Below are 22,508 nucleotides of genomic sequence, written 5' to 3'. Positions count from 1 at the left end.
CTCCAGCCTCGGCCGGCCTCACCTGATGGTGCTGCACCGGTACGGGTGGCAGCCGGTGCTGCACTATCCCATCGGCTCCCCCGAGCTCGCCGCGCCGCCCTCGGTCGAGCAGCTGACCCTGCGGATGACGGCGCTGTCACACCCGCTCCGGATGCGGATCTGCCGCCATCTGGCGCGCAGCGCCTACACCACGGGCGAGCTGGCCCAGGTGCACGGGATGACGGCTCCCGAGATATCCCGGCATCTGAGTGTGCTGAAGAAGGCGGGGCTGATCACCACGAGACGCCGGGGCCGGTATGTACTGCACCAACTGGACGTCGCCGTGGTGGCTCGACTGGGGAGTGACTTCTTGGAAGGCATCCTGCGCTGAGGCCTGGCGGCGTCACGTGCGGTCGGCAGTCCGGCCGCAGCGTCGACAGCCGGCACCTTGCGGACCGTGGACGCTCGCGCCGACAACCGCGGCCCGCGGCTCAGTCGAAGCGAATGTGCTTCGCACCCGTCCACGCCCGCCGCAGGCGCCCCCGCAGCACGCCGTCCTTGTTCGGCGTGAGTGTCAGACCCGCCAACACGGCTATGCGGTCGGCCGTCTTGGCGACCGTCGCGTGGTCCGTCCACAGATGCTCGGCGAACTCCGGCTCGCGCAGCCGCTCCAGGCAGTGGTCGAGCTGCTGCACGGCCCAGCTCTCGCGCCGCAGCGGCGCGTCCTTGCCGGCGACGTACTGCAGGAGGTGCCCGAAGCCACGCTCGCGCAGCCGCTTCAGCACGGTCTCGCGCTCGGCGAGGAGCGTGAAGTGCCGTACGTCGTGGCCCAGTTCGCGCAGCCGCCCGACGGTCTCCTCGAAGTAGCGGGGGTTCGTGACCGTCATGGGTGCGATGACGACGCCGTCGTGCTTGCCGAGGGCGAGGTCGAGCACCTCGACGACGCCCCGCCGCCAGGACTCCAAGTCCTGGAAATCTCCGCGCAGTTCGGGGGCGGCAGCATGCGGCGCAGGCCGAAGCCGGCGTGTTCCGGGTCGCAGACGACGCTGTCGGGCAGCCGCCGCTGGATCTCGTGTGCGGTCTGTGTCTTGCCGCCCCCGAAGGGGCCGTTGATCCACAGGAGCATGCGCAGACCCTAGTGGGCGCCGGTTACGCCGCGGTCACGCCCCCGGCGGCTCAACGCCCGCGGCCGCGCCGGGCCACGGAGTCAGCCGTGGCCGCCCGCCCGCACCAGCCCCGTCTCGTACGCGAGCACGACCACCTGCACCCGGTCCCGCAGCCCCAGCTTGGTCAGGATGCGCCCGACATGCGTCTTCACGGTCGCCTCGGACAGGACGAGGCGCGCGGCGATCTCCCCGTTCGACAGGCCCTGCGCGACCAGCACCATGACCTCGCGCTCACGGTCGGTGAGCCGCTCCAGTTCCTTGTGCTGGGGATCCTTGCCGGCGCTGGGAAGCATCGGCGCGAAACGGTCCAGCAGGCGCCGGGTGGTGGAGGGCGCGACCACGGCGTCACCGCTGTGCACGGAGCGGATGGCGGTGAGCAGCTCGCCGGGCGGCACGTCCTTGAGCATGAAGCCGGAGGCGCCCGCCTTCAGTCCCGAGAAGGCGTACTCGTCGAGGTCGAAGGTGGTGAGTATCAGCACCTTGGGCGGGTTGGGCTCGGAGCAGATGCGCCGGGTGGTCTCGACGCCGTCCAGCTTCGGCATGCGGACGTCCATCAGCACCACGTCGACCGCGGTGGCGCGCAGCACCTGGAGGGCCTCGACGCCGTCGCCCGCCTCGGCCACGACCTCCATGTCCGGCTGGGCGGCGAGCACCATCCGGAAACCGGTGCGCAGCAGCACCTGGTCGTCGACGAGCATGACTCGGATCGCCATCGGGGTCCTCTTCCCTCTCTGTCACAAGCTCCGTGAAAAGCTCTGCCAGAAGTCAAAAAACTTGTAAAAGCGGCCAAAGGGTGTCGTTACAGGTGTCAGTGGGCGGGCTTGAGCGGGAGCAGGGCACTGATGCGGAAGCCTCCACCGGGCCGGGGCCCCGCGTCCAGGGTGCCGCCGACCATGCCGACGCGCTCGCGCATGCCGATCAGGCCGTGACCCTGGCCGTCGGCGCCCCCCTCCTCGTACAGCTCGTGGGGTGCGCCCTTGCCGTCGTCCTCGACGAGGAGCCCGAGGCCGTCGTCGAAGTAGACCAGTCGCACGCTCGCACCCGTGTTCGGCCCCCCGTGCTTGCGCGTGTTGGTGAGCGCCTCCTGCACGATGCGGTACGCCGTGAGTTCTACGCCGCTGGGGAGGGGGCGCGGGGTGCCCTCCACCTTGAAGTCGACGGGAAGGCCCGACGTGCGGCACTGCTCGATGAGGTCGTCGAGCTGCTCGACATCGGGCTGCGGCATGTACTCGCCGCTCTCCTGGTGCTCGCCGGTGCGCAGCACGCCGAGCAGGCGGCGCATCTCGGCGAGGGCCTGGCGGCCGGTTCCGGAGATCGTCTCCAGGGCCTTCTTGGCCTGGTCCGGCGCGGTGTCCATGACGTATGCGGCGCCGTCGGCCTGGACCACCATCACCGAGACGTTGTGCGCGACGACGTCGTGCAGCTCGCGCGCGATCCGGGCACGCTCGGCGGCGACCGCGACCTTGGCCTGCGCCTCGCGCTCCTTCTCCAGGCGGGCGGCGCGCTCCTCCAGCTGGGCGAAGTAGGCGCGGCGGGTGCGCAGGGAGTCGCCGAGCACCCAGGCGAGAGCGAACGGCACCGTCTGGAAGACCGCTATCGCGACATGGCCCAGGGCGCTCGTGCCCCCCTGCGGCCAGCGCACCTCGGCGAGGGTCGCCGCGCACAGGCCGACGGCCAGCGCGAGCCTGGAGGCCCAGCGCGCGCCGGTCGCGGCGACCGTGTAGACGATCACCAGCATGGCGAAGTCGGCGACCATCGTCTCGACGTCCAGGACCAGCTGGACCGCCCCGACCGCGCAGGTCAGCAGGAGCATCCTCTCCGGCATACGGCGGCGCAGCGCGACGACGACGGACAGGACGGCGGAGATCGCGAACGCCTCGGCGAACGATCCGTGGTGGTCCGGGACCCCGTTGACACTCGAGGCACTCACGCCGGCGAGCCCGAGCAGGACGACGGCCCAGGCGGTGTCGACCCACGTCGGGTGTCTGCGGAGAAAGTCATAGAGGCGCTGCACGTAACCCAGAGTAGGGAAGCACGCCGTGTGCAGGGGTCAACCGGAGGGTCGATCCGTAATCGGCACTCGTACTCCCCAAGGTGGAGGCTCTGCACTCCGTGACGCTTAGCCTGGCCCGGTGAGACGTGAGGCGACGGGCGAGTGGCGGGGTTGGCGTGAGGCGACGGAGGAGGCGCTCTACGGGCCCTCCGGCTTCTACCGCAGGCCCGAGGGGCCCGCGGGCCACTTCCGCACCTCGGTGCACGCGTCGCCCCTCTTCGCGCAGGCCGTGGCCCGGCTGCTGTGCCGCCTCGACGAAGCGCTCGACCGCCCCGCCTCGCTCGCCTTCGTCGACATGGGGGCGGGCCGCGGCGAGCTGGTGACCGGCGTCCTCGCCGCGCTCCCCGCGGATGTGGCCTCCCGCGCGCGCGGGTACGCGGTCGAGCGCGCCGCCCGCCCCGCCGGCCTTGATCACCGGATCGAGTGGCTCGCCGAGCCCCCGAAGGGGATCACCGGTCTGCTGTTCGCCAACGAGTGGCTGGACAACGTACCGGTGGATGTCGCCGAGACGGACCCCGACGGCGTACGACGCCTGGTTCTCGTGCGAGGTGACGGGACCGAACGCCTCGGGGAGCCCGTGGCGGGGGCGGACGCTGAGTGGCTGCGGAGGTGGTGGCCCCTGCCGTCCGAGGCGTCGGCATCCGTGGCTGTGCCGTCCGAAGGGACCCGCGCCGAAATCGGGCTCCCCAGGGACACCGCTTGGGCCTTCGCCGTGTCCACGCTCGACCGGGGACTCGCCGTCGCCGCCGACTACGCGCACTTCGCAGCCGCCCGGCCGCCCTTCGGGACGCTCACGGGCTTCCGGGAGGGCCGGGAGACGGTGCCGGTGCCGGACGGGTCGTGCGACATCACCGCGCACGTGGCGCTCGACGCGTGCGCGCTGCCCGGAGGGCGCGTGATGACCCAGCGCACCGCGCTGCGCGCGCTGGGAGTGAGCGGCGCACGCCCTCCGCTCGCGCTCGCCTCCATGGACCCCAGTGCCTACGTACGTGCCCTCGCCAGCGCGGGCGCGGCGGCGGAACTCACCGCGCCCGGCGGCCTCGGCGACTTCGGCTGGCTGCTCCAGCCGGTTGGAATCCCGAACGCTCCTCTTGGGGGACTACTTGTCGATGTCCCCGACCACGAAGAACAGTGACCCCAGGATCGCCACCATGTCCGCGACCAGAGTTCCCGGCAGCAGCTCGGTGAGCGCCTGGATGTTGTTGTACGAGGCCGAGCGCAGCTTCAGGCGGTACGGGGTCTTCTCGCCCTTGCTGACCAGGTAGTAGCCGTTGATGCCGAGAGGATTCTCGGTCCACGCGTACGTGTGGCCCTCGGGTGCCTTGAGGACCTTGGGGAGGCGCTGGTTGATCGGCCCGGGCGGCAGCTCGGCGAGCCGGTCGAGACAGGCGTCGGCGAGGTCGAGCGAGTTGTGCGTCTGCTCCAGGAGGCACTCGAAGCGGGCCAGACAGTCGCCCTCCTGGCGGGTGACCACCTTCAGGGTGTCCTGGAGCTCCCCGTACGCGAGGTACGGCTCGTCGCGGCGCAGGTCGAAGTCCACGCCGGAGGCGCGCGCGATGGGCCCGCTCACTCCGTACGCATGCACGGTCTCCGGCGCGAGGGCGCCCACCCCCCGCGTACGCCCCCGGAAGATCTCGTTGCCGAGCACCAGGTCGTCGTAGACGTCCAACCGCGAGCGCAGGGCGGCGACGGAGGCACGCGCGCGTGAAGTCCATCCGGCCGGAAGGTCCTCCTTGAGGCCGCCGACCCGGTTGAACATGTAGTGCATGCGCCCGCCGGAGATCTCCTCCATGACGTGCTGGAGCTCCTCGCGCTCCGTGAAGGCGTAGAAGATCGGGGTGATCCCACCCAGCTCCAGGGGGTACGAACCCAGGAACATCAGGTGGTTCAGGACCCGGTTGAGCTCCGCGAGCAGCGTGCGCATCCACACCGCGCGTTCGGGGACCTCCATGCCGAGCATCCGCTCGACGGCGAGGACCACACCCAGCTCGTTCGAGAAGGCGGACAGCCAGTCGTGGCGGTTGGCGAGCATGATGATCTGGCGGTAGTCGCGCGCTTCGAAGAGTTTCTCCGCGCCGCGGTGCATATAGCCGATGACCGGCTCCGCGTGCTGGATCCGCTCGCCGTCGAGCACGAGCCGCAGTCGCAGCACGCCGTGCGTGGACGGGTGCTGGGGGCCGATGTTGAGCACCATGTCGGTGCTCTCCGCGGCGCCGCCGATACCGACCATGGTCTCCGTCGTAGGAGTCATGGGAACAGTCTCTCGTACGTACGCTTGCCACATGGAGACGGGGACCATGGAAAACGCCGATGCGGGCCCGGTCTGGACCGGACTGCCCCCGGGGCTGCTGCGGATGCGACGGCTGTTGCTGGTGGTGTGGCTGGGGCTGCTGACTCTCGCCGTGGGGCTGCTGCTCGGGCTGCTCGCCGGGCCGGTCTCGGCGGCCTTCGCCCTGCTGCCGCTCGCCCTGATGGCCTGGGGCTGGCGCATGCTCGGGCGCAACTGGCGCTCCTGGCGGTACACCGAGCGCGCGGACGACCTGCTGATCAGCCGGGGTGTGCTGTGGCGCGAGGAGACCGTGGTCCCGTACGGGCGGATGCAGCTGGTCGAGGTGACCTCCGGGCCCGTCGAGCGGCACTTCGGACTCGCGAGCGTGCAGTTGCACACGGCGGCCGCGGCGACCGACGCGTGCATTCCGGGTCTCGACCCGGCCGAGGCCGAGCGGCTGCGGGACCGGCTGACCGAGCTGGGCGAGGCACGATCGGCGGGGCTGTGACGACGCCGACGCCGGGCACGGCGGACGCCGTACGGGAGGAGAAGCCGCTGGTCGAGCGGCGGCTGCACCCGGTGACGCCGTTCCGGCGGGCCTGGGCGCCGGTCGCCGTGATCGCCGGCTGGGCGGTCCACGACCCCAACCAGGCGCAGGAGCAGCTCACCAGGCTCACGACCACCGCACTGCTCGTCGGGCTCGCCGTGTTCGTCCCCGGTGCCGCCCTCTACGGCTTCCTGAGCTGGTGGTTCACGCACTTCGCGGTCACCGACACCGAACTGCGCATACGCACCGGCCTGTTGTTCCGCCGCACCGCGCACATCCGGCTCGACCGGCTCCAGGCCGTCGACGTCACCCAGCCTCTGCTGGCCCGTGTCGCGGGCGTCGCCAAGCTCAAACTCGACGTCATCGGAACGGACAAGAAGGACGAACTGGCGTACCTGGGTGAGGGCGAGGCCCGCGCGCTGCGCGCCGAACTCCTTGCCCGCGCGGCCGGTTTCGCCCCGGAGACCGCGCACGAGGTCGGCGAGGCGCCGGTACGGCAGCTGCTGCACGTCCCCGCGCGCGTGCTGGCCGTTTCCCTGGTGCTCACCGGTGCCACCTGGGGCTCATTGGCCGCCGCACTCGTCGTACCCCCCGTGCTGTGGCTCGCCACCCACAGCGTGTGGACGGTCCTCGCGACCGGGGTACCACTGCTCGGCGCGGCGGGCGCGAGCAGTGTGGGGCGGTTCGTCGGCGAGTACGACTGGACGGTGGGCGAATCGCCGGACGGGCTCCGCATCGACCACGGGCTCCTCGACCGTACGCACGAGACGGTGCCGCCGGGACGCGTACAGACCGTACGGATCGTGGAGCCGCTGTTGTGGCGGCGGCGCGGGTGGGTGCGCGTCGAGCTGGACGTGGCCGGGTCGTCGAACTCCGTGCTCGTGCCCGTCGCTCCGCGCGAGGCCGCCGGGTCGGTGATAGCGCGGGTGCTGCCGGGGGTGATGGTGCCGACGTCCTTGTCCCGGCCGCCGCGGCGGGCCGGCTGGTGTGTGCCGTTCTGGTGGCGGGGATACGGGCTCGCGGTCACCGACACCGTCTTCGCGGCGCGGCACGGGTTGCTGCGCCGCAGCCTCTCGCTCGTGCCGCACGCGAAGGTGCAGAGCGTGCGGCTGACGCAGGGGCCGTGGGAACGGCTCAAGGGGGTCGCCGACGTGCATGTCGACACGGGGGCCGACAAGACGGTGACGGCGCGGCTGCGGGACGCCTCCGCGGCGGCGGAGCTCCTTCGGGCCCAGGCCGACCGGTCCCGTACGGGGCGGCGGGAGGCTCGGCCCGATCGGTGGATGGCGTGACGGCTGCCACCCCATGACGCCTGGTTCGTGGGTGCCCCGCGTGGCAGTCGGCGTCGGGGGGTGTGGTTAACCGGCTCTTGCAGGGTGCCGCCCCAGCGGCACTCCTGCCCGCAGGTACGACCGTCGAGGGTGGGCTGCCGTCCCTTGCCGTAGGTATGACCACAGTCAGTACGGCGCCCCGGTCAGGAAGCCGCGCTCCGCAAACCCGCCACGTCGATCTGTTCCGTCTCGTCGTGGGCGGTCAGGTCGATGACCTGGTGACCCACGCTGCGGGAGCCCTCGTCCGCGCGCTTGAACCCGGCCTCGGCCTCGGCCTTGTGCAGGGCGAGCGCCTCCTGGCCGACCACGTCCGCGAGGTCCTCGTTCTGTACGGCCTCCAGCGCTGCCGCGGACGACTCCTTCTGCGTACCGAAGAAGTCGAACCCGCCCTCGACCGACGGCCGCCGCACGGGCGCGGCCGGTACGACGGCCACCGCTGTCGGCACCGTGAAGTGCCCGGACGGCGTCGCGGGCGCCGCGGGCTTCGAACCCCGCGGCGACTTGGAGGACGCAGACGCCTGCGACGGCTGGGAGGGCTGGGAGGGCTTCGCCTCGGCGGCCGCGCGCTGATGCCCGTCGACCGCCTCGGGCTTCCCCTGCGCCTCGCCCTCCTCCACGGCGGCGTCCGCGGAGGGGCCCGCCTCGGCGGAGCCGCCCTTCGGGGGCTCGGCCTCCGCGGACTCACCACTCACGGGCTCGCCCATCACCGAGGGGGACTGCGCAGAGTGGGACTTCGCCGGGTCGGCCTCGACCGACTCGGCCGGCGCCGAGGCCGGTGACGAGGCCTCCGCGGCCTCCTCCTCCGCAGCGCCGCTCACGATCCGGCTCAACGCCGCGTCGGCCCGCAGGAAGAGCGACGACCCGGCCGGGGAGAAGACCTCGGCAGACGCCGGATCGTCCGTCGCCACCGAGGCCTCGGAGGCTTCCGAATCCTCGGAGGCGGCAGCCTCCGCTTCGGTGGCCGTCGACGCGCTCGTGGCGGCCGTGCCCTCGGACCCCTGCGCCACCTCGGCCGCCTCCGAAGAAGCCACCGCGTCCGCAGAGCCCGGCGCTTCCGGGGAGGCCGGCGCTCCCGGTGCCTCCGGCTCCGCCGACGCCGTCCGCGCGGCGGGCAGCGCACGGGCCGGAGTCGACGCCTCTATAGCGAGCTGTCGGCGCCCCTCCAGGGCGCTCGCCCGCTCCGTCTCCGCCGTGGCGTACCGCCGCAGCAGCGCCGCGTGCTCGTTGCGCAGGCCCGCCAACTCCGTGCGCTTCGCGCGCAGTTTGTGCTCCAGCTTGGTGCGCAGCTCGCGCGACTCGTCGAGGTCGGTCTCCAGCTCGGCGACGCGCTCCTCGTGACGCCACTCGTCACTCGCCCGCGCGCGCGTGAGGTCCGCGACGCGCTTGCCCGCCGCGGTGTCCCAGCGGCGCATGACGACCGCGCCGACGACCGCCGTCACCGCGGCACCCGCGGCCAGCCCACGGAGCACCAGCGGCTCCGTGAACAGCCAGGGCCCCACGGCGCAGACGAGCGAGACGCCTGCGATCGCCGAAGGAGGCAGCAGCCTGTGCAAAGGCGGGGAATGGCGGTGACGTCCACGTGGCATGGCCAGAAACTTACCGCGCGTAGGCGAATCTTGGTGTCCCGCGCGGTAAAAACACAGCCATCCCGCAGCCTTCACACCACCTCAGCCGTCCACAAGGCCCGCCGCACGTCCCAGAAGGGTCGCTTGTTCCCTCGTCCACCACCACTTCCCGCCGGGGCGACCCCTTCTCCCGACGCGCGGCCACTTATCCTTCGGCGTGCGGCTACTTCTTGATCAAACCCCTCGATTGCGGATACTTCTTCGACTGCGGATACTCCTTGGCGACATCCGCCTCCTTCCGGCACTCCGCGTCGACGTTCCGGTCGAGTTCCACAAGATCATTCGTGGTCCGTGCCGTTCTTGACCGCCTGCTGGGCCGCGTCGTACCGACACCCTGGGGGTCGATTCCGGAGATATCGATTCCCTACGTCCTCTTCGGCCCCTGCGCACACAGGGGCCGCGTCTCGCATTCGCCGGCGACCGCGATCGCGAGCTCGAGGCCCGACTTCCCGAGATCCGAAAGGGCCTTGAGGCTGCGCGCTTCTTCGCGAATTCGGAGCTCACCGCGAACGCGTTCTGGTCGACCGCGCCGCCGGCGGGCAGCACCTTCAGGCCCATCCGCCCGGCCGGCTTCTTCGGCGTGGCGACCGTGGCGTCGGCATCCACTGGAGGCGACCGCCTTCGCGTTTCGTCCGTTCCCCTTCAGGTTGAGGAATTCCGCGGGCGTCGCCGCGTATTCGGGGACGCCGTGCATGGCCTCCTTCTCCAGCCGGGGTTCATGGATCAGCGGTCGCTCAACCTCCCGCTGATCCACTGCAGTGTCGCCGGGATCTCCCGCCGCCATGTGTTGAAGTTGTGGCCGCCGCTGTCGAGGATGATCGACGAGATCCGGGTGAGCTGCTTGGACTTCACGAGGTCTATGAAGCCGAGCGTGGCCTTGTAGTTGGCCTCGCCCAGCTTGCTGCTGCTGACGAGCAGCGAGGTGTCGGGCGCGGGCTTGTTCTTCAGGTACCACCGCAGGTCGGCGCTGTTCTGCAGTGCCTTGTTCCCCTGGAAGAGGTCGCCCGTCGTGGGGTCGATCGGTGCCTTGTAGTACGGCGAAAGGCCCGCGCCGGCGGCGTACACCTCGGGGTGGTGGATGGCGAGCTTCAGCGCGCAGTAGCCGCCCGTGGAGTCGCCGATGATGCCCCAGCTGCCGGGTTTCCTGCCCACCCTGTAGTGGGCCGACACGGCGTCGGGGAGGTCCTTGGCGAAGAACGACTCGGCCTGCGGGCCGCCGGGGATGTCGACGCACTCGGTGTCCCTCGGGGGCGCGACGGTCGGCCGCAGCATGACGAGGATCATCGGCTGCATCTTGCCGTTCTTGGCCATCTCGTGGGCCGTCTGCGGGTAGTGCAGCCCCTTGATGAGCGCCTCGGCGGTGCCGGGGTAGCCGGTCAGGACGGTGGCGGCGGGGAAGGTACGGGTGCGGTACTGCGGCTGGAAGTACTCCGGGGGGAGATAGACGTACGCCGGAGTGGCGATGTGCGTCGTACGGCCGACGATGTCGACCTTCTGGATCTGGCCGCCGATCTGCGGCCGGGAACCGCCCGACACATTCACCTGCTGGGTGTCGACCACTTGGAGGGGGCCGCCGCCCGAGCCGTTGTGGTCGATGACCACCCCCTCGCCGCTCTCCTGCCCGAAGAGGTCCGCCCAGCTGGCGTAGAACCCGAACGCCTGGTTGGCGAAGAGGCCGATCGAGGCGAAGATCGCCACCTGGGTGGCCAGCAACAGGCCGACCCGTCCGCTGACGGCCCGCCAGTTGCGCCGTGCCAGCCATGGCCACCACCACACCGTGCCGACGAACAGCAGCACGGCGAGCAGGACCGCCAGCACCAGAACCTTGTTGCTCGTGAGACCCATGAGCTGTTCCCGCCTGCGCTTTCCGTCCCCGGCCTGCGCAGCTCCTTCGCGTGCGCTTGCCCCGGACTTTCCTTGCCTTTTGAACCGGCTTTCCGGAAGGGAGTGAACCTGTCTCCCCAAGACACCGTCCTAGAGGGCGCAATGTCGCCGGATGCCGGAATTGGCACCGGATTCAAGGTCTCTCGCAGAACTACGGGATGCGATGTCTGTCAGGATAGATGGGGAAATGTCGGGCGAGGTTCCGAGCCGAACTGGCCGGTCACGGCGCATAGTCCGCGGTCCGCGCCCGGAGGCCGTCCCCGCCCTGGTCGCCAGGGCCTGCACGCTCGTCGGACTCCTGGACATCGCCGCCGGCGTCTTCCCGCGCTTCCGGCGCAGCCGCATGCACGCCCTGGCCGAGGTACTGCCCGGCTCGTTCGGCCCGTTCGCCGCCGCGCTGTCGCTCAGTACCGGCGTGCTTCTTCTGCTGCTGGCTCACGGGCTGCGGCGACGCAAGCGCCGGGCATGGCGGGCCGCCGCCGTACTGCTGCCGGCCGGTGCCGTCGCGCAGTTCGCGTACCGCCACTCCCTCATCGGCGCCGTCATCTCCCTGGCGCTGCTCGCACCGCTGCTGCGCCACCGAGGCGAATTCGCGGCCCTGCCCGATCCGCGCAGCCGCTGGCGCGCGCTCGCCAACTTCGTGCTCATGGGCGCCGGTTCCCTGGTCCTCGGGCTCGTCATCGTCAGCGTCCACGAGAACCACATGATCGGCGACCCCAGTCTGGCCGACCGCATCACCCACGTCCTGTACGGCCTGGTCGGCTTCGAAGGACCCGTCGACTACACCGACCCCACGTCCTGGACGGTCGCCTTCTCGCTCGGCGCGCTCGGCTGGCTGACCGCCGTTACGACCATCTACCTGGCCTTCCGGCCCGAACACCCCGCCGCACGCCTCACGGAGGACGACGAGAACCGGCTGCGGGCCCTCCTGGAGAAGCACGGCGGCCGCGATTCGCTGGGCCACTTCGCGCTCCGCCGCGACAAGGCCGTCGTCTTCTCGCCCAGTGGCAAGGCGGCGGTGACGTACCGCGTCGTGTCGGGCGTGATGCTGGCCAGCGGCGACCCGATCGGCGACGTGGAGGCCTGGCCCGGCGCGATCGAGCGCTTCATGGACGAGGCCAGAGCACACTCCTGGACGCCCGCCGTCATGGGCTGCTCCGAGACGGGCGGCGAGGTGTGGACCCGCGAGACCGGTCTGGACGCCCTCGAACTGGGTGACGAGGCGGTGGTGGATGTCGCGGATTTCTCCCTGGCCGGGCGCGCGATGCGAAATGTGCGCCAGATGGTGAAACGCATCGAGAGGGCTGGTTACGAGACGCGGGTACGGCGCATCCGTGACCTCGGCGAGGGGGAACTGGACCGCATACGTCGCGCGGCGGAGGACTGGCGCGGCACGGACACCGAGCGCGGCTTCTCCATGGCGCTCGGCCGCATCGGCGACCCGGCCGACGGGGACTGTCTGATCGCCACCGCCCACAAGGCCGACGCCGAACCCGGCCCGTACGGCGACCTGAAGGCCGTCCTGCACTTCGTCCCCTGGGGCACGGACGGCGTCTCGCTCGACCTCATGCGCCGGGACCGCTCGGCCGACCCCGGCATGAACGAACTCCTCATCGTGGCGGCGCTCCAGGCGGCTCCCCGCCTCGGCATCCGGCGAATCTCACTCAACTTCGCGATGTTCCGCTCGGCCCTCGCCCGCGGCGAGAAGATCGGCGCGGGACCCGTGCTGCGCGCCTGGCGGGGCCTGCTGGTCTTCCTCTCGCGCTGGTTCCAGATCGAGTCCCTGTACAAGTTCAACGCCAAGTTCCGCCCGCGCTGGGAGCCCCGCTTCGTCGTCTACGGCTCCTCCCGCGACCTCCCGCGCATCGGCTTCGCCGCCATGCAGGCCGAGGGCTTCGTGAACCTGGCGCTGCCGCGCCTGCTGCGCCGCCGGACGCCGACGCCGCGCCCGTGCGCGCACGCGGTGGCGGAGCACGGGATCAGGGCGGCGTAGGCACCCAGGAACAGGCCTGAGCGAGGGCCCGAACCGCCCAGCCCTGGGCCCTCGCTCAGGCCGCCCGCCGAAATACCTGGCGGTCGGTCGAACCGAGTGAGCCTCCCGGAGGCGATTCGGCCCCCCGCCGGAGGCCTAGGCTGGACGTATGAGCAATGAGCGCGGGCGCGGCCGAGTCGCGGGACTGCCGGCATGGGACCGCTGCGCGGTCATGGGCGTCGTCAACGTAACCCCCGATTCCTTCTCCGACGGCGGCCGCTGGTTCGACACGACAGCCGCCGTCAAGCACGGCCTCGGCCTGGTCAGCGAGGGCGCCGACCTCGTGGACGTCGGCGGCGAGTCCACCCGCCCCGGCGCCACCCGCGTCGACGAGGCGGAGGAACTCAAGCGCGTCATCCCGGTGGTCCGCGGCCTCGCCTCCGAGGGCGTCACCGTCTCCGTCGACACCATGCGCGCGAGCGTCGCCGAGCAGTCGCTCGCCGCGGGCGCCGCCCTGGTCAACGACGTCAGCGGCGGCCTCGCCGATCCCGCGATGATCCCCGCGGTCGCGGCGACCGGCGCCCCCTTCGTGGTCATGCACTGGCGCGGCTTCCTGCAGGGTGGCAACGTGAAGGGGTCGTACGAGAACGTCGTGTGCGAAGTGATCGACGAACTGCACGCACGCGTGGAGGCCGTTCTGGCGGGCGGCATCGCCCCCGACCGCATCGTCGTCGACCCGGGTCTCGGCTTCTCCAAGGACCCCGAGCACGACCTGGCGCTCCTGGCCCACCTCGACCGGCTGAGTGAACTCGGTCACCCGCTGCTCGTCGCCGCGTCCCGCAAGCGGTTCCTGGGCCGCGTACTGGCCGGCCCGGAGGGCGCCCCGCCGCCCGCGCGCGAACGGGACGCCGCGACCGCCGCCGTCTCCGCGCTCGCCGCCCAGCAGGGCGCGTGGGCCGTCCGCGTCCACGAGGTACGGGCCACCGCCGATGCCGTCCGCGTCGCCCGGGCCGTCGAGGGCGCCCGCGCGGCGGGGGCACCGGACACGGAGGCCCAGGCCGCAGAGGGAGCCCGGTGAGCACCCCCCACACCGACGTCGAACAGGTCGAACTCGCCAACACGGCGTTCTACGAGGCCATGGAGCGGGGCGACTTCGAACTGCTGTCCTCGCTGTGGCTGGCCCCGCTGGACACGTCCGAGGACGACGTCGAGGGCGAGGGCGCGGTGATCTCCTGCGTCCACCCCGGCTGGCCCGTCCTCAACGGTCGCGGCGAGGTGCTGCGCTCGTACGCGCTGATCATGGCGAACACGGACTACATCCAGTTCTTCCTCACCGACGTGCACGTCTCCGTCACCGGCGGCATGGCGCTGGTCACCTGCACGGAGAACATCCTCAGCGGCGGTCCCACCCCCGACGACAGCGACGAGCTCGGCCCGCTCGTGGGCCAGCTGGTGGTCGCCACGAATGTGTTCCGCCGCACAGCCGACGGCTGGAAGCTCTGGTCGCACCACGCCTCCCCCGTCCTCGCCGAGTCCGGCGAGGAAGAGGACGACGACACCTCCGGTTGAGTGGGTAGTCGACTCACAGGAACCAAGAAGTGGTTGGAATCACGAACCTCGGGGTAGGGGCGGCTACCAACCCGTGAGCCGCCGTGTTCCCCAGGGGAAACGCCCGGTGAAGCCTGATGGCCTTCGCCCGGGCGCGCGTCCCCGTGGGCGAACGTTGTCAGTGCCCGCAGGTAGATTCGTTTGAGGCTGGTGTGCCGACCGCACTCGGTTCACGATGGCCGCTACCGACGATTGCAGGAGTGATTCGCGTGGATCGTGTCGCGCTGCGCGGCCTCAAGGCCCGCGGGCACCACGGTGTCTTCCAGAGGGAACGCGAGGAGGGCCAGACCTTCATCGTGGACCTGACGCTGGGCCTGGACACCCGGCCGGCCGCGGCCGACGACGACCTGGCGAAGACCGTGCACTACGGCATCGTGGCAGAGGAGGTCGTCGCCGTCGTCCAGGGCGAGCCCGTCGACCTCATCGAGACGCTCGCCGAGCGCATCGCCCAGGCATGTCTCAAACACGACGGAGTTCAGGAGGTCGAGGTCTGCGTCCACAAACCGGACGCGCCGATCACGGTCCCCTTCGACGACGTGACCGTCACCATCACCCGGAGCCGAGTATGACCGCCTTCTACACCGAGGGTCAGAGCGACCCGACCGTACAGCCGGTACCCGCCTCCGTGGTGAAGCAGGTGGACGCCGCCGACACGACCCTGCAGAACCCCAAACGCGCGGTGATCTCCCTCGGCGCGAACCTGGGCAATCGTCTGGAGACCCTCCAGGGCGCCATCGACGCGCTGGAGGACACGCCCGGCGTCCGCGTCAAAGCGGTCTCCCCCGTCTACGAGACCGAGCCCTGGGGCGTCGAACCGGGCAGCCAGCCGACGTACTTCAACGCGGTGGTGGTCCTCAAGACCACCCTCCCCCCGTCCTCGCTCCTGGAGCGGGCGCACGCGGTCGAGGAAGCCTTCCACCGTGTACGGGACGAGCGCTGGGGCCCGCGCACTATCGACGTCGACATCGTGGCGTACGCCGATGTCGTCTCCGACGACCCGGTTCTGACCCTCCCTCACCCGCGCGCCCACGAGAGGGCCTTCGTCCTCGCCCCCTGGCACGACGTGGAGCCCGAGGCCCAACTGCCGGGCCGCGGCCCCGTCGCCCAGCTCCTCGCGACGATCACCCGGGACGGCATCGCGCCCCGCGCCGACCTGGAACTCCGGCTGCCCGAGTAGTCGTTAAGGTCAAGACGACCATCAGGCCGCGGATGACCGAAGGGGCAAAGTGAAACAGCTGCGCATCAGGACGCTGGTGGCCGTGTTCGTCGTGGCCGGTGTCCTGTCCTGGGCGGGCGCCCGCCTGTGGAACGCGGTGGGCACGCTCCCCCGGGTCCCCCTCGCCGCCCCCATCGTCCTGGCCCTGATCGCGGTCGTCCTGCTGGCGACGGCGCTCTCGCTGCGCGCCCGGCTCAAGGCCCAGCGCGAGCGCCGCCCCGGCGCCAAGGGCGTCGACCCGCTGATGGCGGCCCGCGCGGTCGTCTTCGGGCAGGCGAGCGCCCTGGTCGCCGCCCTGGTCGCCGGGATGTACGGCGGCACGGGCGTATTCCTGCTGGAATCCCTGGACATCCCCGCCCGCCGCGACCAGGCCATCTACGCCGGCCTCTCCGTCGTCGCCGGCATCGGCGTCATAGCGGCCGGCTTCTTCCTGGAACGCGTCTGCAAGCTCCCCGAGGACGACGAGAACAACGGCGGGACGGCTCCCGTGGCGTAGCCCACCACGTTCACCGTCTGACCGCTGGGCACCCCGCACCCCACCACGATCCCCCTTGATCAGCGATCAAGTTCACTGATCGGGGACCGTATCGGACATCACTGACAATCGGGTCAGCGCGCCAGTATCAGGCTCATCGCCTCAGCGCGGGTCGTAGCATCCCGAAGCTGCCCACGTACTGCAGAGGTCGTGGTCTTGGCTCCCGGCTTGCGAATACCGCGCACCGACATGCACATGTGTTCGGCCTCGATGACGACGATCGCGCCACGCGCCTCAAGGATCCGCATCAGTGAGTCGGCGATCTGCGTGGTGAGTCGTTCCTGTACCTGGGGACGACGCGCAAACACCTCGACAAGGCGGGCGAGTTTCGACAGGCCGGTGATCTTGCCGGTGTCCGCCGGGATGTATCCGACGTGGGCCACCCCGTGGAACGGCAGCAGATGATGCTCGCACAAGCTGACAATTTCGATGTCCTTGACCAGGACCATCTCGTCGTGCCCAAGGTCGAACGTCGTCGTCAGTACGTCCTCCGGAACCTGCCTCAGCCCGGCAAACAACTCCTTGTACGCACGAGCCACCCTCCCCGGCGTCTCCCTGAGGCCCTCGCGGTCCGGGTCCTCGCCGACCGCGATCAGCAACTCTCGTACGGCGTTCTCGGCGCGCTTCTCGTCGAATTCGCCGATCGTGCCCTCGCCGTCCAGCGTCACGGGGTCGGTCATCTGGTCCTCGTTCCTGTGGATCTTGCGCGTGCCAGTCGACGCGCCCCAAGCATGCGGGCACACCAAAATGCCGCACCCTCCAGGCTAAAACCTGGGGGGTGCGGCATTAATTCCGGGCCTGGTGAGGCCACCGGGAGCCGGGAATCAGCTCTCGGTGCGGTCATCCGGAGCCGCCTCGGCGGCCGGGACCGATTCCGTCGCGTTGGCGATGGCCGGCGACGAGCCGTTCGCCCCGTTCGTCAGTGACAGCTCCTTGGGGGAGAGCACCGGCGGGCGGGTGGACGGGGTGCGGCGGGAGGAGCCGGTCCACGCGGGGCGGGCCGGGCGCTTGACGATGGGAGCGAAGACCTCGGCGATCTGCTCCTTGTTCAGTGTCTCCTTCTCCAGCAGCTGGAGCACCAGCTGGTCGAGGACGTCGCGGTTCTCGACCAGGATCTCCCAGGCCTCGTTGTGCGCATTCTCGATGAGCTTCTTGACCTCTTCGTCGACGAGCGCGGCGACCTCTTCCGAGTAGTCGCGCGGGTGCGCCATCTCCCGGCCCAGGAAGGGCTCGGTGTTGTCGCCGCCGAACTTGATCGCGCCGAGACGCTCGGTCATGCCGTACTGCGTGACCATCGCGCGGGCCGTTGCGGTGGCCTTCTCGATGTCGTTCGCAGCGCCGGTGGTCGGGTCGTGGAAGACGAGCTCCTCGGCCGCACGCCCGCCCAGCATGTATGCCAGCTGGTCGAGCATCTCGTTGCGGGTCGTGGAGTACTTGTCCTCGTCCGGCAGGACCATCGTGTAGCCGAGGGCACGGCCGCGCGACAGGATCGTGATCTTGTGGACCGGGTCGGAGTTCGGAGACGCCGCCGCGACCAGGGCGTGACCGCCCTCGTGGTACGCGGTGATCTTCTTCTCCTTGTCCGACATGATCCGGGTCCGCTTCTGCGGGCCCGCGACCACACGGTCGATCGCCTCGTCGAGCATGTTGTTGTCGATCAGCTTGCCGTTGCCACGCGCGGTGAGCAGCGCCGCTTCGTTCAGCACGTTCGACAGGTCCGCGCCCGTGAAGCCCGGCGTACGCCGGGCGACCGCCGACAGGTCGACGTCCGGAGCGACCGGCTTGCCCTTCTGGTGAACCTTGAGGATCTCCAGACGGCCCTGCATGTCCGGGCGGTCGACCGCGATCTGGCGGTCGAAGCGGCCGGGGCGCAGGAGGGCCGGGTCGAGGATGTCGGGCCGGTTGGTGGCGGCGATCAGGATGACGCCGCCCTTCACGTCGAAGCCGTCCATCTCGACGAGCAGCTGGTTCAGCGTCTGCTCGCGCTCGTCGTGACCGCCGCCGAGGCCGGCGCCGCGGTGACGGCCGACCGCGTCGATCTCGTCGACGAAGACGATCGCCGGAGCATTCGCCTTGGCCTGCTCGAACAGGTCGCGGACTCGGGAGGCACCGACACCGACGAACATCTCGACGAAGTCGGAACCGGAGATCGAGTAGAAGGGAACGCCGGCCTCGCCCGCGACAGCGCGCGCGAGCAGCGTCTTACCGGTACCAGGAGGCCCGTACAGGAGCACGCCCTTGGGGATCTTCGCCCCGACGGCCTGGAACTTCGCCGGCTCCTGGAGGAACTCCTTGATCTCCTGGAGCTCCTCGACCGCCTCGTCCGAACCCGCGACGTCCGCGAACGTCGTCTTCGGGGTGTCCTTGGTGATGAGCTTCGCCTTGGACTTCCCGAAGTTCATGACTCGGGAGCCGCCGCCCTGCATCTGGTTCATCAGGAACAGGAACACGACGACGATGAGGACGAAGGGAAGCAGAGACAGCAGGATGCCGACGAACGGGTTCTGCTTGGACGGCGAGACCGTGTAGCCGTCCGGAATCTGCTTGTTCTGGTACTTGTCCTGCAGTGTGTTGGCCAGGGCCACGCCCTGGTCGCCGATGTAACTCGACTGGATCTTCGAGCTGCCTTCGACCTTTACGCCGTCCTTGAGCGAGACCTTGATGATCTGCTCGTCGCCGGTGGTGATCTTGGCCGACTCGACCTTGTTGTCATTGATCGCCTGGACGACCTGGCCGGTGTCCACCGTCTTGTAGCCGCCGGACGAACCGACGACCTGCATCAACACGACCACGGCAAGGACGGCCAGCACGATCCACATGACCGGCCCACGGAAGTATCGCTTCACGTCCATCCATACGGAGCGGTGCCGCCCCGTCCCTCCTGCCATAGTGAGTTTGATAAAGACTGTTCTTCGGACGGTACCCCAGCATTGTCACCCGAAGCCGCAGGGGACTGCTGGCATTCCCGCCTACGCATGCTCCAACGGCGCGAAACCCGCTGGGGTTCCCGATCGTCCTACAGGGACTGAGCCGCCCTCGGAAAGGGCGGGTGCTCAGCCGCCGTAGACGTGAGGCGCGAGCGTACCGACGAACGGAAGGTTGCGGTACTTCTCCGCGTAGTCGAGGCCGTAGCCGATGACGAACTCGTTCGGGATGTCGAAGCCGACCCACTCCACGTCGATCGCGACCTTGGCCGCCTCCGGCTTGCGCAGCAGCGTGCACACCTTGAGGGAGGCGGGCTCGCGGGAGCCGAGGTTGGAGATCAGCCAGGACAGGGTCAGCCCGGAGTCGATGATGTCCTCGACGATGAGGACGTGCTTGCCCTTGATGTCGGTGTCGAGATCCTTGAGGATCCGCACCACACCGGAGGACTGGGTGCCCGCGCCGTACGAGGACACGGCCATCCAGTCCATGGTGACGGGGGTGGACAGCGCACGCGCCAGGTCCGCCATGACCATCACGGCGCCCTTGAGGACACCGACGATCAGCAGGTCCTTGCCCGCGTACTCCGCGTCGATCTTCGATGCCAGCTCAGCCAGCTTGGCGTCGATCTCTTCCTTGGTGATGAGCACCGACTTGAGGTCGGTGCTCATGTCTTTCGCGTCCACCCGCATCACTTTCGGTCGTCCGTCCCACCGGCCGCTCGGACCACCCACGCGCCGCGTGAGCGGTCCTGGTGGAGGGTCCGGTTTCAGCCTTGCCGAATCACCAGTCTGCCACCCTGCCGCTGAGCGACGACTTTGCCCGGGAGACTGATGGCTCCCTGGCCGCGCCAGCCGGTGATCAGCCGGTCGACTTCTTCGATGTGGCGGGCGAACAGCGAACCGGCCGGGGCGCCCGCCTCGATGGCGGCACGGCGCAGGATGCGGCGGCGTACGGCGGGGGGCAGGGCGTAGAGCTTGGCGCACTCCAGGAGGCCCGCCGCGTCGCGCACGGAGGCCTCGGCCTGGCTGGCCCAGGCGTCCAGGGCGTCGGCGTCGTCGCGGGAGAGCTGGGCCGTACGGGCGAGCGCCTCGACGACGCCCTTGCCGAGCGCCTTCTCCAGGGCGGGCAGGCCCTCGTGGCGCAGCCGGGAGCGGGTGTAGGCCGGATCGGCGTTGTGCGGGTCGTCCCAGACGGGCAGCGACTGGGCCATGCAGGCCTTGCGGGCGGTCTGCCGGTCCAGGTGCAGGAACGGGCGGCGGTAACGGCCGTCGGCCCCCGAGACCGCGGCCATTCCGGACAGGGAGCGGATGCCGGAGCCGCGGGCGAGGCCGAGCAGGACGGTTTCGGCCTGGTCGTCGCGGGTGTGGCCGAGCAGGATCGCGGTGGCGCCGTGGCGCTCGGCGGCGGCGTCCAGGGCGGCGTACCGGGCGTCGCGTGCGGCGGCCTCGGGCCCGCCGTCGCGGCCGACGGTGACGGCGATGGACTCGGCGGGGGTCAGCCCCAGTTCGGTGAGGCGCAGCACGACTTCGTCGGCGCGCAGGTCGGAGCCGGACTGCAGACCGTGGTCGACGGTGATGCCACCGGCGCGGATGCCGAGTTTGGGGGCTTCGAAGGCGAGGGCGGAAGCGAGCGCCATGGAGTCGGCGCCGCCGGAGCACGCGACGAGCACGAGGGGCGCAGGGGGTGCCTCCCTGCTCGGACGCAGCCGGGAGCTTGCGGGCGGCTGCTCTCGCGGGGGCTGGGCAGGGCTGGTGGTGCGCCGCGTACCGGGGGCGGGCACGCGCTCCGCCTCGGGGGCGGACGGGCGCGCGGCACCGGAAACGGGCGTGCGCCGGGTGTCGGGGGCGGGCGGGTGCTCGGTGAGGATGTCGTGGAGTACGCGGCGAACCGCCAGGCGTATCGCCGCGACCGCAGGATGGGGACCCATGTCCGGTTCCCTTCATGAAGTTTTCGGGGGGTGAGCCCGAGTTCGGTCACTCAGAGTGTGTAGATGGTGACAGAACCGGGCCGTTCCCCGAGCATTGCACGCCTACCCATGCCCCACGGTCCCTCGGACGGGTGATTGGAGGGGCGTTCGCCTGCCGTCGGCCGGATTCGTTTCACGACCTTCCCGTAGGGTTCACGACTCCGCCTTGCGGTGCACCCGTGCGACCCAGTCCGCCGGTTTGGCGATCTCCGTCTTGGTGGGGAGGGTGTTCGGGGAGGTCCACACGCGGTTGAACCCGTCCATGCCGACCTGGTCGACGACCGCCCTGACGAACCGTTCGCCGTCCCTGTACTGCCTCAGTTTGGCGTCCAGACCGAGGAGCTTGCGCAGCGCCAGGTCGAGGCGGGAGGCCCCCTTGGCGCGGCGCTGCTGGAATTTCTCGCGGATCTCGCCGACGGAGGGGACCACCGCCGGGCCCACGCCGTCCATGACGAAGTCCGCGTGGCCCTCCAGGAGGGACATCACGGCGGTGAGCCGGCCGAGGATCTCGCGCTGGGCGGGCGTCTGCACGATTTCCACCAGGGAGCGGCCGCCGTCGTCCTCCTCGGTGTCGGGGCGTGAGCCCGCGAGCGACTGGGCGGCCTCCCTGATGCGCTCCAGGACGGTCATGGGGTCGACGTCGGTCTCCGCCAAGAACGACTGGATTTCGCCCTCCAGGTGGTCGCGCAGCCAGGGCACGGCCGTGAACTGGGTGCGGTGGGTCTCTTCGTGCAGGCAGACCCAGAGGCGGAAGTCGTGGGGCTCCACGTCGAGTTCGCGCTCCACGTGCACGATGTTCGGCGCGACCAGCAGGAGCCTGCCGCCGCCGTTCTCACCGGCGGGCAGTTCGCGGGTGGCCGGGGCGAAGGTCTCGTACTGCCCGAGGACCCTCGAGGACAGGAACGACAGCAGCATGCCCAGCTCGACGCCGGTGACCTTGCCGCCGACGGCGCCGAGGACGGCTCCGCCCGGGCTGCTCCCGCGCCGCTCCTGCATCTTGTCCAGGAGTGGCTTGAGGATCTCCCGGAACCCCGCGACGTTCGCCCGCACCCAGCCGGGGCGGTCGACGACGAGTACGGGGGTGTCGTGCACGATGTCCTCGCCCATACGAGTAAAGCCCCGGACGTGCTCCTCCGAGGCCTTCGCGTGCCGGCGCAGTTCCGCGACGACGGACCTGGCCTCGTCGCGGCTCACCTCGGGGCCCGGCCGCACGAGCCGGGTCGCGGTCGCGACCGCGAGATTCCAGTCGACCATCTCGGCACCACCGATGCTCGTCATGCGTCAACCGTACGTGAGCACGTCCGGCTGCGGTTAGGGGTACGTTCCGCCGGTGGCCCCCGATGCGGGACCGGCGGGGCTTTTGGCGCCCCCTGGGTAGGCGGGGGCTGGGCTCGTTTCGTCGGTGCCCGGCGCTGTCGGTTGTGCCACCCGT

19 protein-coding genes and 2 pseudogenes are annotated in these 22,508 nt (G+C 70.4%); 10 read left to right on the top strand and 11 right to left on the bottom strand.

Translation table 11 applies throughout. The features are described 5' to 3' along the window. Nucleotide 1: 1 nt before the first annotated feature. Nucleotides 2-370 (top strand): annotated as a pseudogene (locus OG390_RS29230) (metalloregulator ArsR/SmtB family transcription factor); the annotation flags it as partial. A gap of 100 nt (nt 371-470) precedes the next feature. Here OG390_RS29230 and OG390_RS29225 read toward each other — a convergent pair. The 3 genes and pseudogenes from OG390_RS29225 to OG390_RS29215 all read right to left on the bottom strand — a co-directional run bounded on the left by OG390_RS29225 (nt 471) and on the right by OG390_RS29215 (nt 3,159). Beyond that, nucleotides 471-1,105 (bottom strand): annotated as a pseudogene (locus OG390_RS29225) (AAA family ATPase). A gap of 81 nt (nt 1,106-1,186) precedes the next feature. Further along, nucleotides 1,187-1,858 carry a response regulator gene (locus OG390_RS29220; RefSeq protein ID WP_406172459.1) on the bottom strand — a complete coding sequence of 224 codons (672 nt, stop codon included), beginning with the start codon at nt 1,856-1,858 and terminating at the stop codon, nt 1,187-1,189. 95 nt (nt 1,859-1,953) lie between these two features. After that, complete coding sequence (locus OG390_RS29215) at nt 1,954-3,159, bottom strand: sensor histidine kinase (protein ID WP_406172458.1); 1,206 nt, start codon at nt 3,157-3,159, stop codon at nt 1,954-1,956. A gap of 118 nt (nt 3,160-3,277) precedes the next feature. Here OG390_RS29215 and OG390_RS29210 point away from each other — a divergent pair, with 118 nt between their 5' ends. Then, the gene (locus tag OG390_RS29210; protein WP_406172457.1) at nt 3,278-4,333 is read left to right on the top strand and encodes an SAM-dependent methyltransferase; all 1,056 of its coding nucleotides are present in this window, start codon (nt 3,278-3,280) and stop codon (nt 4,331-4,333) included. Here the strand turns inward: OG390_RS29210 and OG390_RS29205 are convergent. Further along, nucleotides 4,298-5,449: an NADH-quinone oxidoreductase subunit D gene (locus OG390_RS29205; protein WP_406172456.1), complete on the bottom strand. Its 1,152-nt coding sequence runs from the start codon at nt 5,447-5,449 to the stop codon at nt 4,298-4,300. The genes OG390_RS29210 and OG390_RS29205 overlap by 36 nt on opposite strands. Before the next feature lie 31 nt (nt 5,450-5,480). Between OG390_RS29205 and OG390_RS29200 the strand changes: the two genes are divergently transcribed. After that, nucleotides 5,481-5,975 carry a PH domain-containing protein gene (locus tag OG390_RS29200; protein ID WP_406172455.1) on the top strand — a complete coding sequence of 165 codons (495 nt, stop codon included), beginning with the start codon at nt 5,481-5,483 and terminating at the stop codon, nt 5,973-5,975. Then, a complete protein-coding gene (locus OG390_RS29195) occupies nt 5,972-7,306 on the top strand; it encodes a PH domain-containing protein (RefSeq protein ID WP_406172454.1) in 1,335 nt (444 codons plus the stop codon). The genes OG390_RS29200 and OG390_RS29195 overlap by 4 nt, the downstream gene beginning before the upstream one ends. A gap of 182 nt (nt 7,307-7,488) precedes the next feature. On the opposite strand, the gene OG390_RS29190 is transcribed toward OG390_RS29195, so the two are convergent. Next, the gene (locus tag OG390_RS29190; protein ID WP_406172453.1) at nt 7,489-8,931 is read right to left on the bottom strand and encodes a hypothetical protein; all 1,443 of its coding nucleotides are present in this window, start codon (nt 8,929-8,931) and stop codon (nt 7,489-7,491) included. Nucleotides 8,932-9,693: 762 nt separating this feature from the next. After that, nucleotides 9,694-10,815, bottom strand: a complete 1,122-nt coding sequence (locus tag OG390_RS29185) for an alpha/beta hydrolase (RefSeq protein ID WP_406172452.1) — start codon at nt 10,813-10,815, stop codon at nt 9,694-9,696. Nucleotides 10,816-11,041: 226 nt separating this feature from the next. On the opposite strand from OG390_RS29185, the gene OG390_RS29180 reads away from it, so the two are divergent. The 6 genes from OG390_RS29180 to OG390_RS29155 all read left to right on the top strand — a co-directional run bounded on the left by OG390_RS29180 (nt 11,042) and on the right by OG390_RS29155 (nt 16,146). Next, nucleotides 11,042-12,847 carry a phosphatidylglycerol lysyltransferase domain-containing protein gene (locus OG390_RS29180; protein WP_406172451.1) on the top strand — a complete coding sequence of 602 codons (1,806 nt, stop codon included), beginning with the start codon at nt 11,042-11,044 and terminating at the stop codon, nt 12,845-12,847. 148 nt (nt 12,848-12,995) lie between these two features. Next, the gene (gene folP, locus OG390_RS29175; RefSeq protein ID WP_406172450.1) at nt 12,996-13,904 is read left to right on the top strand and encodes a dihydropteroate synthase; all 909 of its coding nucleotides are present in this window, start codon (nt 12,996-12,998) and stop codon (nt 13,902-13,904) included. Continuing rightward, on the top strand, nt 13,901-14,395 hold the full coding sequence (locus OG390_RS29170) for a nuclear transport factor 2 family protein (protein ID WP_406172449.1): 495 nt from the start codon (nt 13,901-13,903) through the stop codon (nt 14,393-14,395). Before folP ends, OG390_RS29170 begins: the two co-directional genes overlap by 4 nt. A 248-nt stretch (nt 14,396-14,643) precedes the next feature. Next, nucleotides 14,644-15,003: a dihydroneopterin aldolase gene (gene folB, locus OG390_RS29165; protein ID WP_406172448.1), complete on the top strand. Its 360-nt coding sequence runs from the start codon at nt 14,644-14,646 to the stop codon at nt 15,001-15,003. Next, the gene (gene folK / locus OG390_RS29160; RefSeq protein ID WP_406172447.1) at nt 15,000-15,611 is read left to right on the top strand and encodes a 2-amino-4-hydroxy-6-hydroxymethyldihydropteridine diphosphokinase; all 612 of its coding nucleotides are present in this window, start codon (nt 15,000-15,002) and stop codon (nt 15,609-15,611) included. Before folB ends, folK begins: the two co-directional genes overlap by 4 nt. Nucleotides 15,612-15,660: 49 nt before the next feature. Next, the gene (locus tag OG390_RS29155) at nt 15,661-16,146 is read left to right on the top strand and encodes a DUF3180 domain-containing protein (protein WP_399075267.1); all 486 of its coding nucleotides are present in this window, start codon (nt 15,661-15,663) and stop codon (nt 16,144-16,146) included. A 113-nt stretch (nt 16,147-16,259) separates the two neighbouring features. Here OG390_RS29155 and folE read toward each other — a convergent pair whose 3' ends face one another. The 5 genes from folE to OG390_RS29130 all read right to left on the bottom strand — a co-directional run bounded on the left by folE (nt 16,260) and on the right by OG390_RS29130 (nt 22,354). Continuing rightward, on the bottom strand, nt 16,260-16,865 hold the full coding sequence (gene folE, locus OG390_RS29150; RefSeq protein WP_406172446.1) for a GTP cyclohydrolase I FolE: 606 nt from the start codon (nt 16,863-16,865) through the stop codon (nt 16,260-16,262). A 144-nt stretch (nt 16,866-17,009) separates the two neighbouring features. Continuing rightward, nucleotides 17,010-19,037: an ATP-dependent zinc metalloprotease FtsH gene (gene ftsH / locus OG390_RS29145; RefSeq protein ID WP_406177905.1), complete on the bottom strand. Its 2,028-nt coding sequence runs from the start codon at nt 19,035-19,037 to the stop codon at nt 17,010-17,012. Nucleotides 19,038-19,238: 201 nt separating this feature from the next. After that, nucleotides 19,239-19,799, bottom strand: a complete 561-nt coding sequence (gene hpt / locus OG390_RS29140; protein ID WP_406172445.1) for a hypoxanthine phosphoribosyltransferase — start codon at nt 19,797-19,799, stop codon at nt 19,239-19,241. Between the two features lie 77 nt (nt 19,800-19,876). Further along, nucleotides 19,877-21,037 (bottom strand): tRNA lysidine(34) synthetase TilS, encoded by a 1,161-nt coding sequence (gene tilS, locus OG390_RS29135; RefSeq protein WP_406172444.1) that lies wholly within the window; start codon nt 21,035-21,037, stop codon nt 19,877-19,879. 192 nt (nt 21,038-21,229) lie between these two features. Next, nucleotides 21,230-22,354 carry a zinc-dependent metalloprotease gene (locus tag OG390_RS29130; protein WP_406172443.1) on the bottom strand — a complete coding sequence of 375 codons (1,125 nt, stop codon included), beginning with the start codon at nt 22,352-22,354 and terminating at the stop codon, nt 21,230-21,232. Nucleotides 22,355-22,508: the final 154 nt, after the last annotated feature.

It is taken from the genome of Streptomyces sp. NBC_00996 (assembly GCF_045162675.1).
In the GTDB taxonomy this organism is placed as follows: Bacteria; Actinomycetota; Actinomycetes; order Streptomycetales; family Streptomycetaceae; genus Streptomyces.
Note: the sequence above shows the minus strand (reverse complement) of the source record. Positions and strands in the feature narration are given on the sequence as shown.

Coding starts and splice junctions, on each gene's coding strand:
- hpt (WP_406172445.1), bottom strand. CDS start 19,799: ATGCGGGTGGACGCGAAAGACATGAGCACCGACCTCAAGTCGGTGCTC.
- OG390_RS29220 (WP_406172459.1), bottom strand. CDS start 1,858: ATGGCGATCCGAGTCATGCTCGTCGACGACCAGGTGCTGCTGCGCACC.
- folP (WP_406172450.1), top strand. CDS start 12,996: ATGAGCAATGAGCGCGGGCGCGGCCGAGTCGCGGGACTGCCGGCATGG.
- OG390_RS29190 (WP_406172453.1), bottom strand. CDS start 8,931: ATGCCACGTGGACGTCACCGCCATTCCCCGCCTTTGCACAGGCTGCTG.
- ftsH (WP_406177905.1), bottom strand. CDS start 19,037: ATGGACGTGAAGCGATACTTCCGTGGGCCGGTCATGTGGATCGTGCTG.
- OG390_RS29185 (WP_406172452.1), bottom strand. CDS start 10,815: ATGGGTCTCACGAGCAACAAGGTTCTGGTGCTGGCGGTCCTGCTCGCC.
- OG390_RS29205 (WP_406172456.1), bottom strand. CDS start 5,449: ATGACTCCTACGACGGAGACCATGGTCGGTATCGGCGGCGCCGCGGAG.
- folK (WP_406172447.1), top strand. CDS start 15,000: ATGACCGCCTTCTACACCGAGGGTCAGAGCGACCCGACCGTACAGCCG.
- OG390_RS29180 (WP_406172451.1), top strand. CDS start 11,042: ATGTCGGGCGAGGTTCCGAGCCGAACTGGCCGGTCACGGCGCATAGTC.
- tilS (WP_406172444.1), bottom strand. CDS start 21,037: ATGGGTCCCCATCCTGCGGTCGCGGCGATACGCCTGGCGGTTCGCCGC.
- OG390_RS29200 (WP_406172455.1), top strand. CDS start 5,481: ATGGAGACGGGGACCATGGAAAACGCCGATGCGGGCCCGGTCTGGACC.
- OG390_RS29130 (WP_406172443.1), bottom strand. CDS start 22,354: ATGACGAGCATCGGTGGTGCCGAGATGGTCGACTGGAATCTCGCGGTC.
- folE (WP_406172446.1), bottom strand. CDS start 16,865: ATGACCGACCCCGTGACGCTGGACGGCGAGGGCACGATCGGCGAATTC.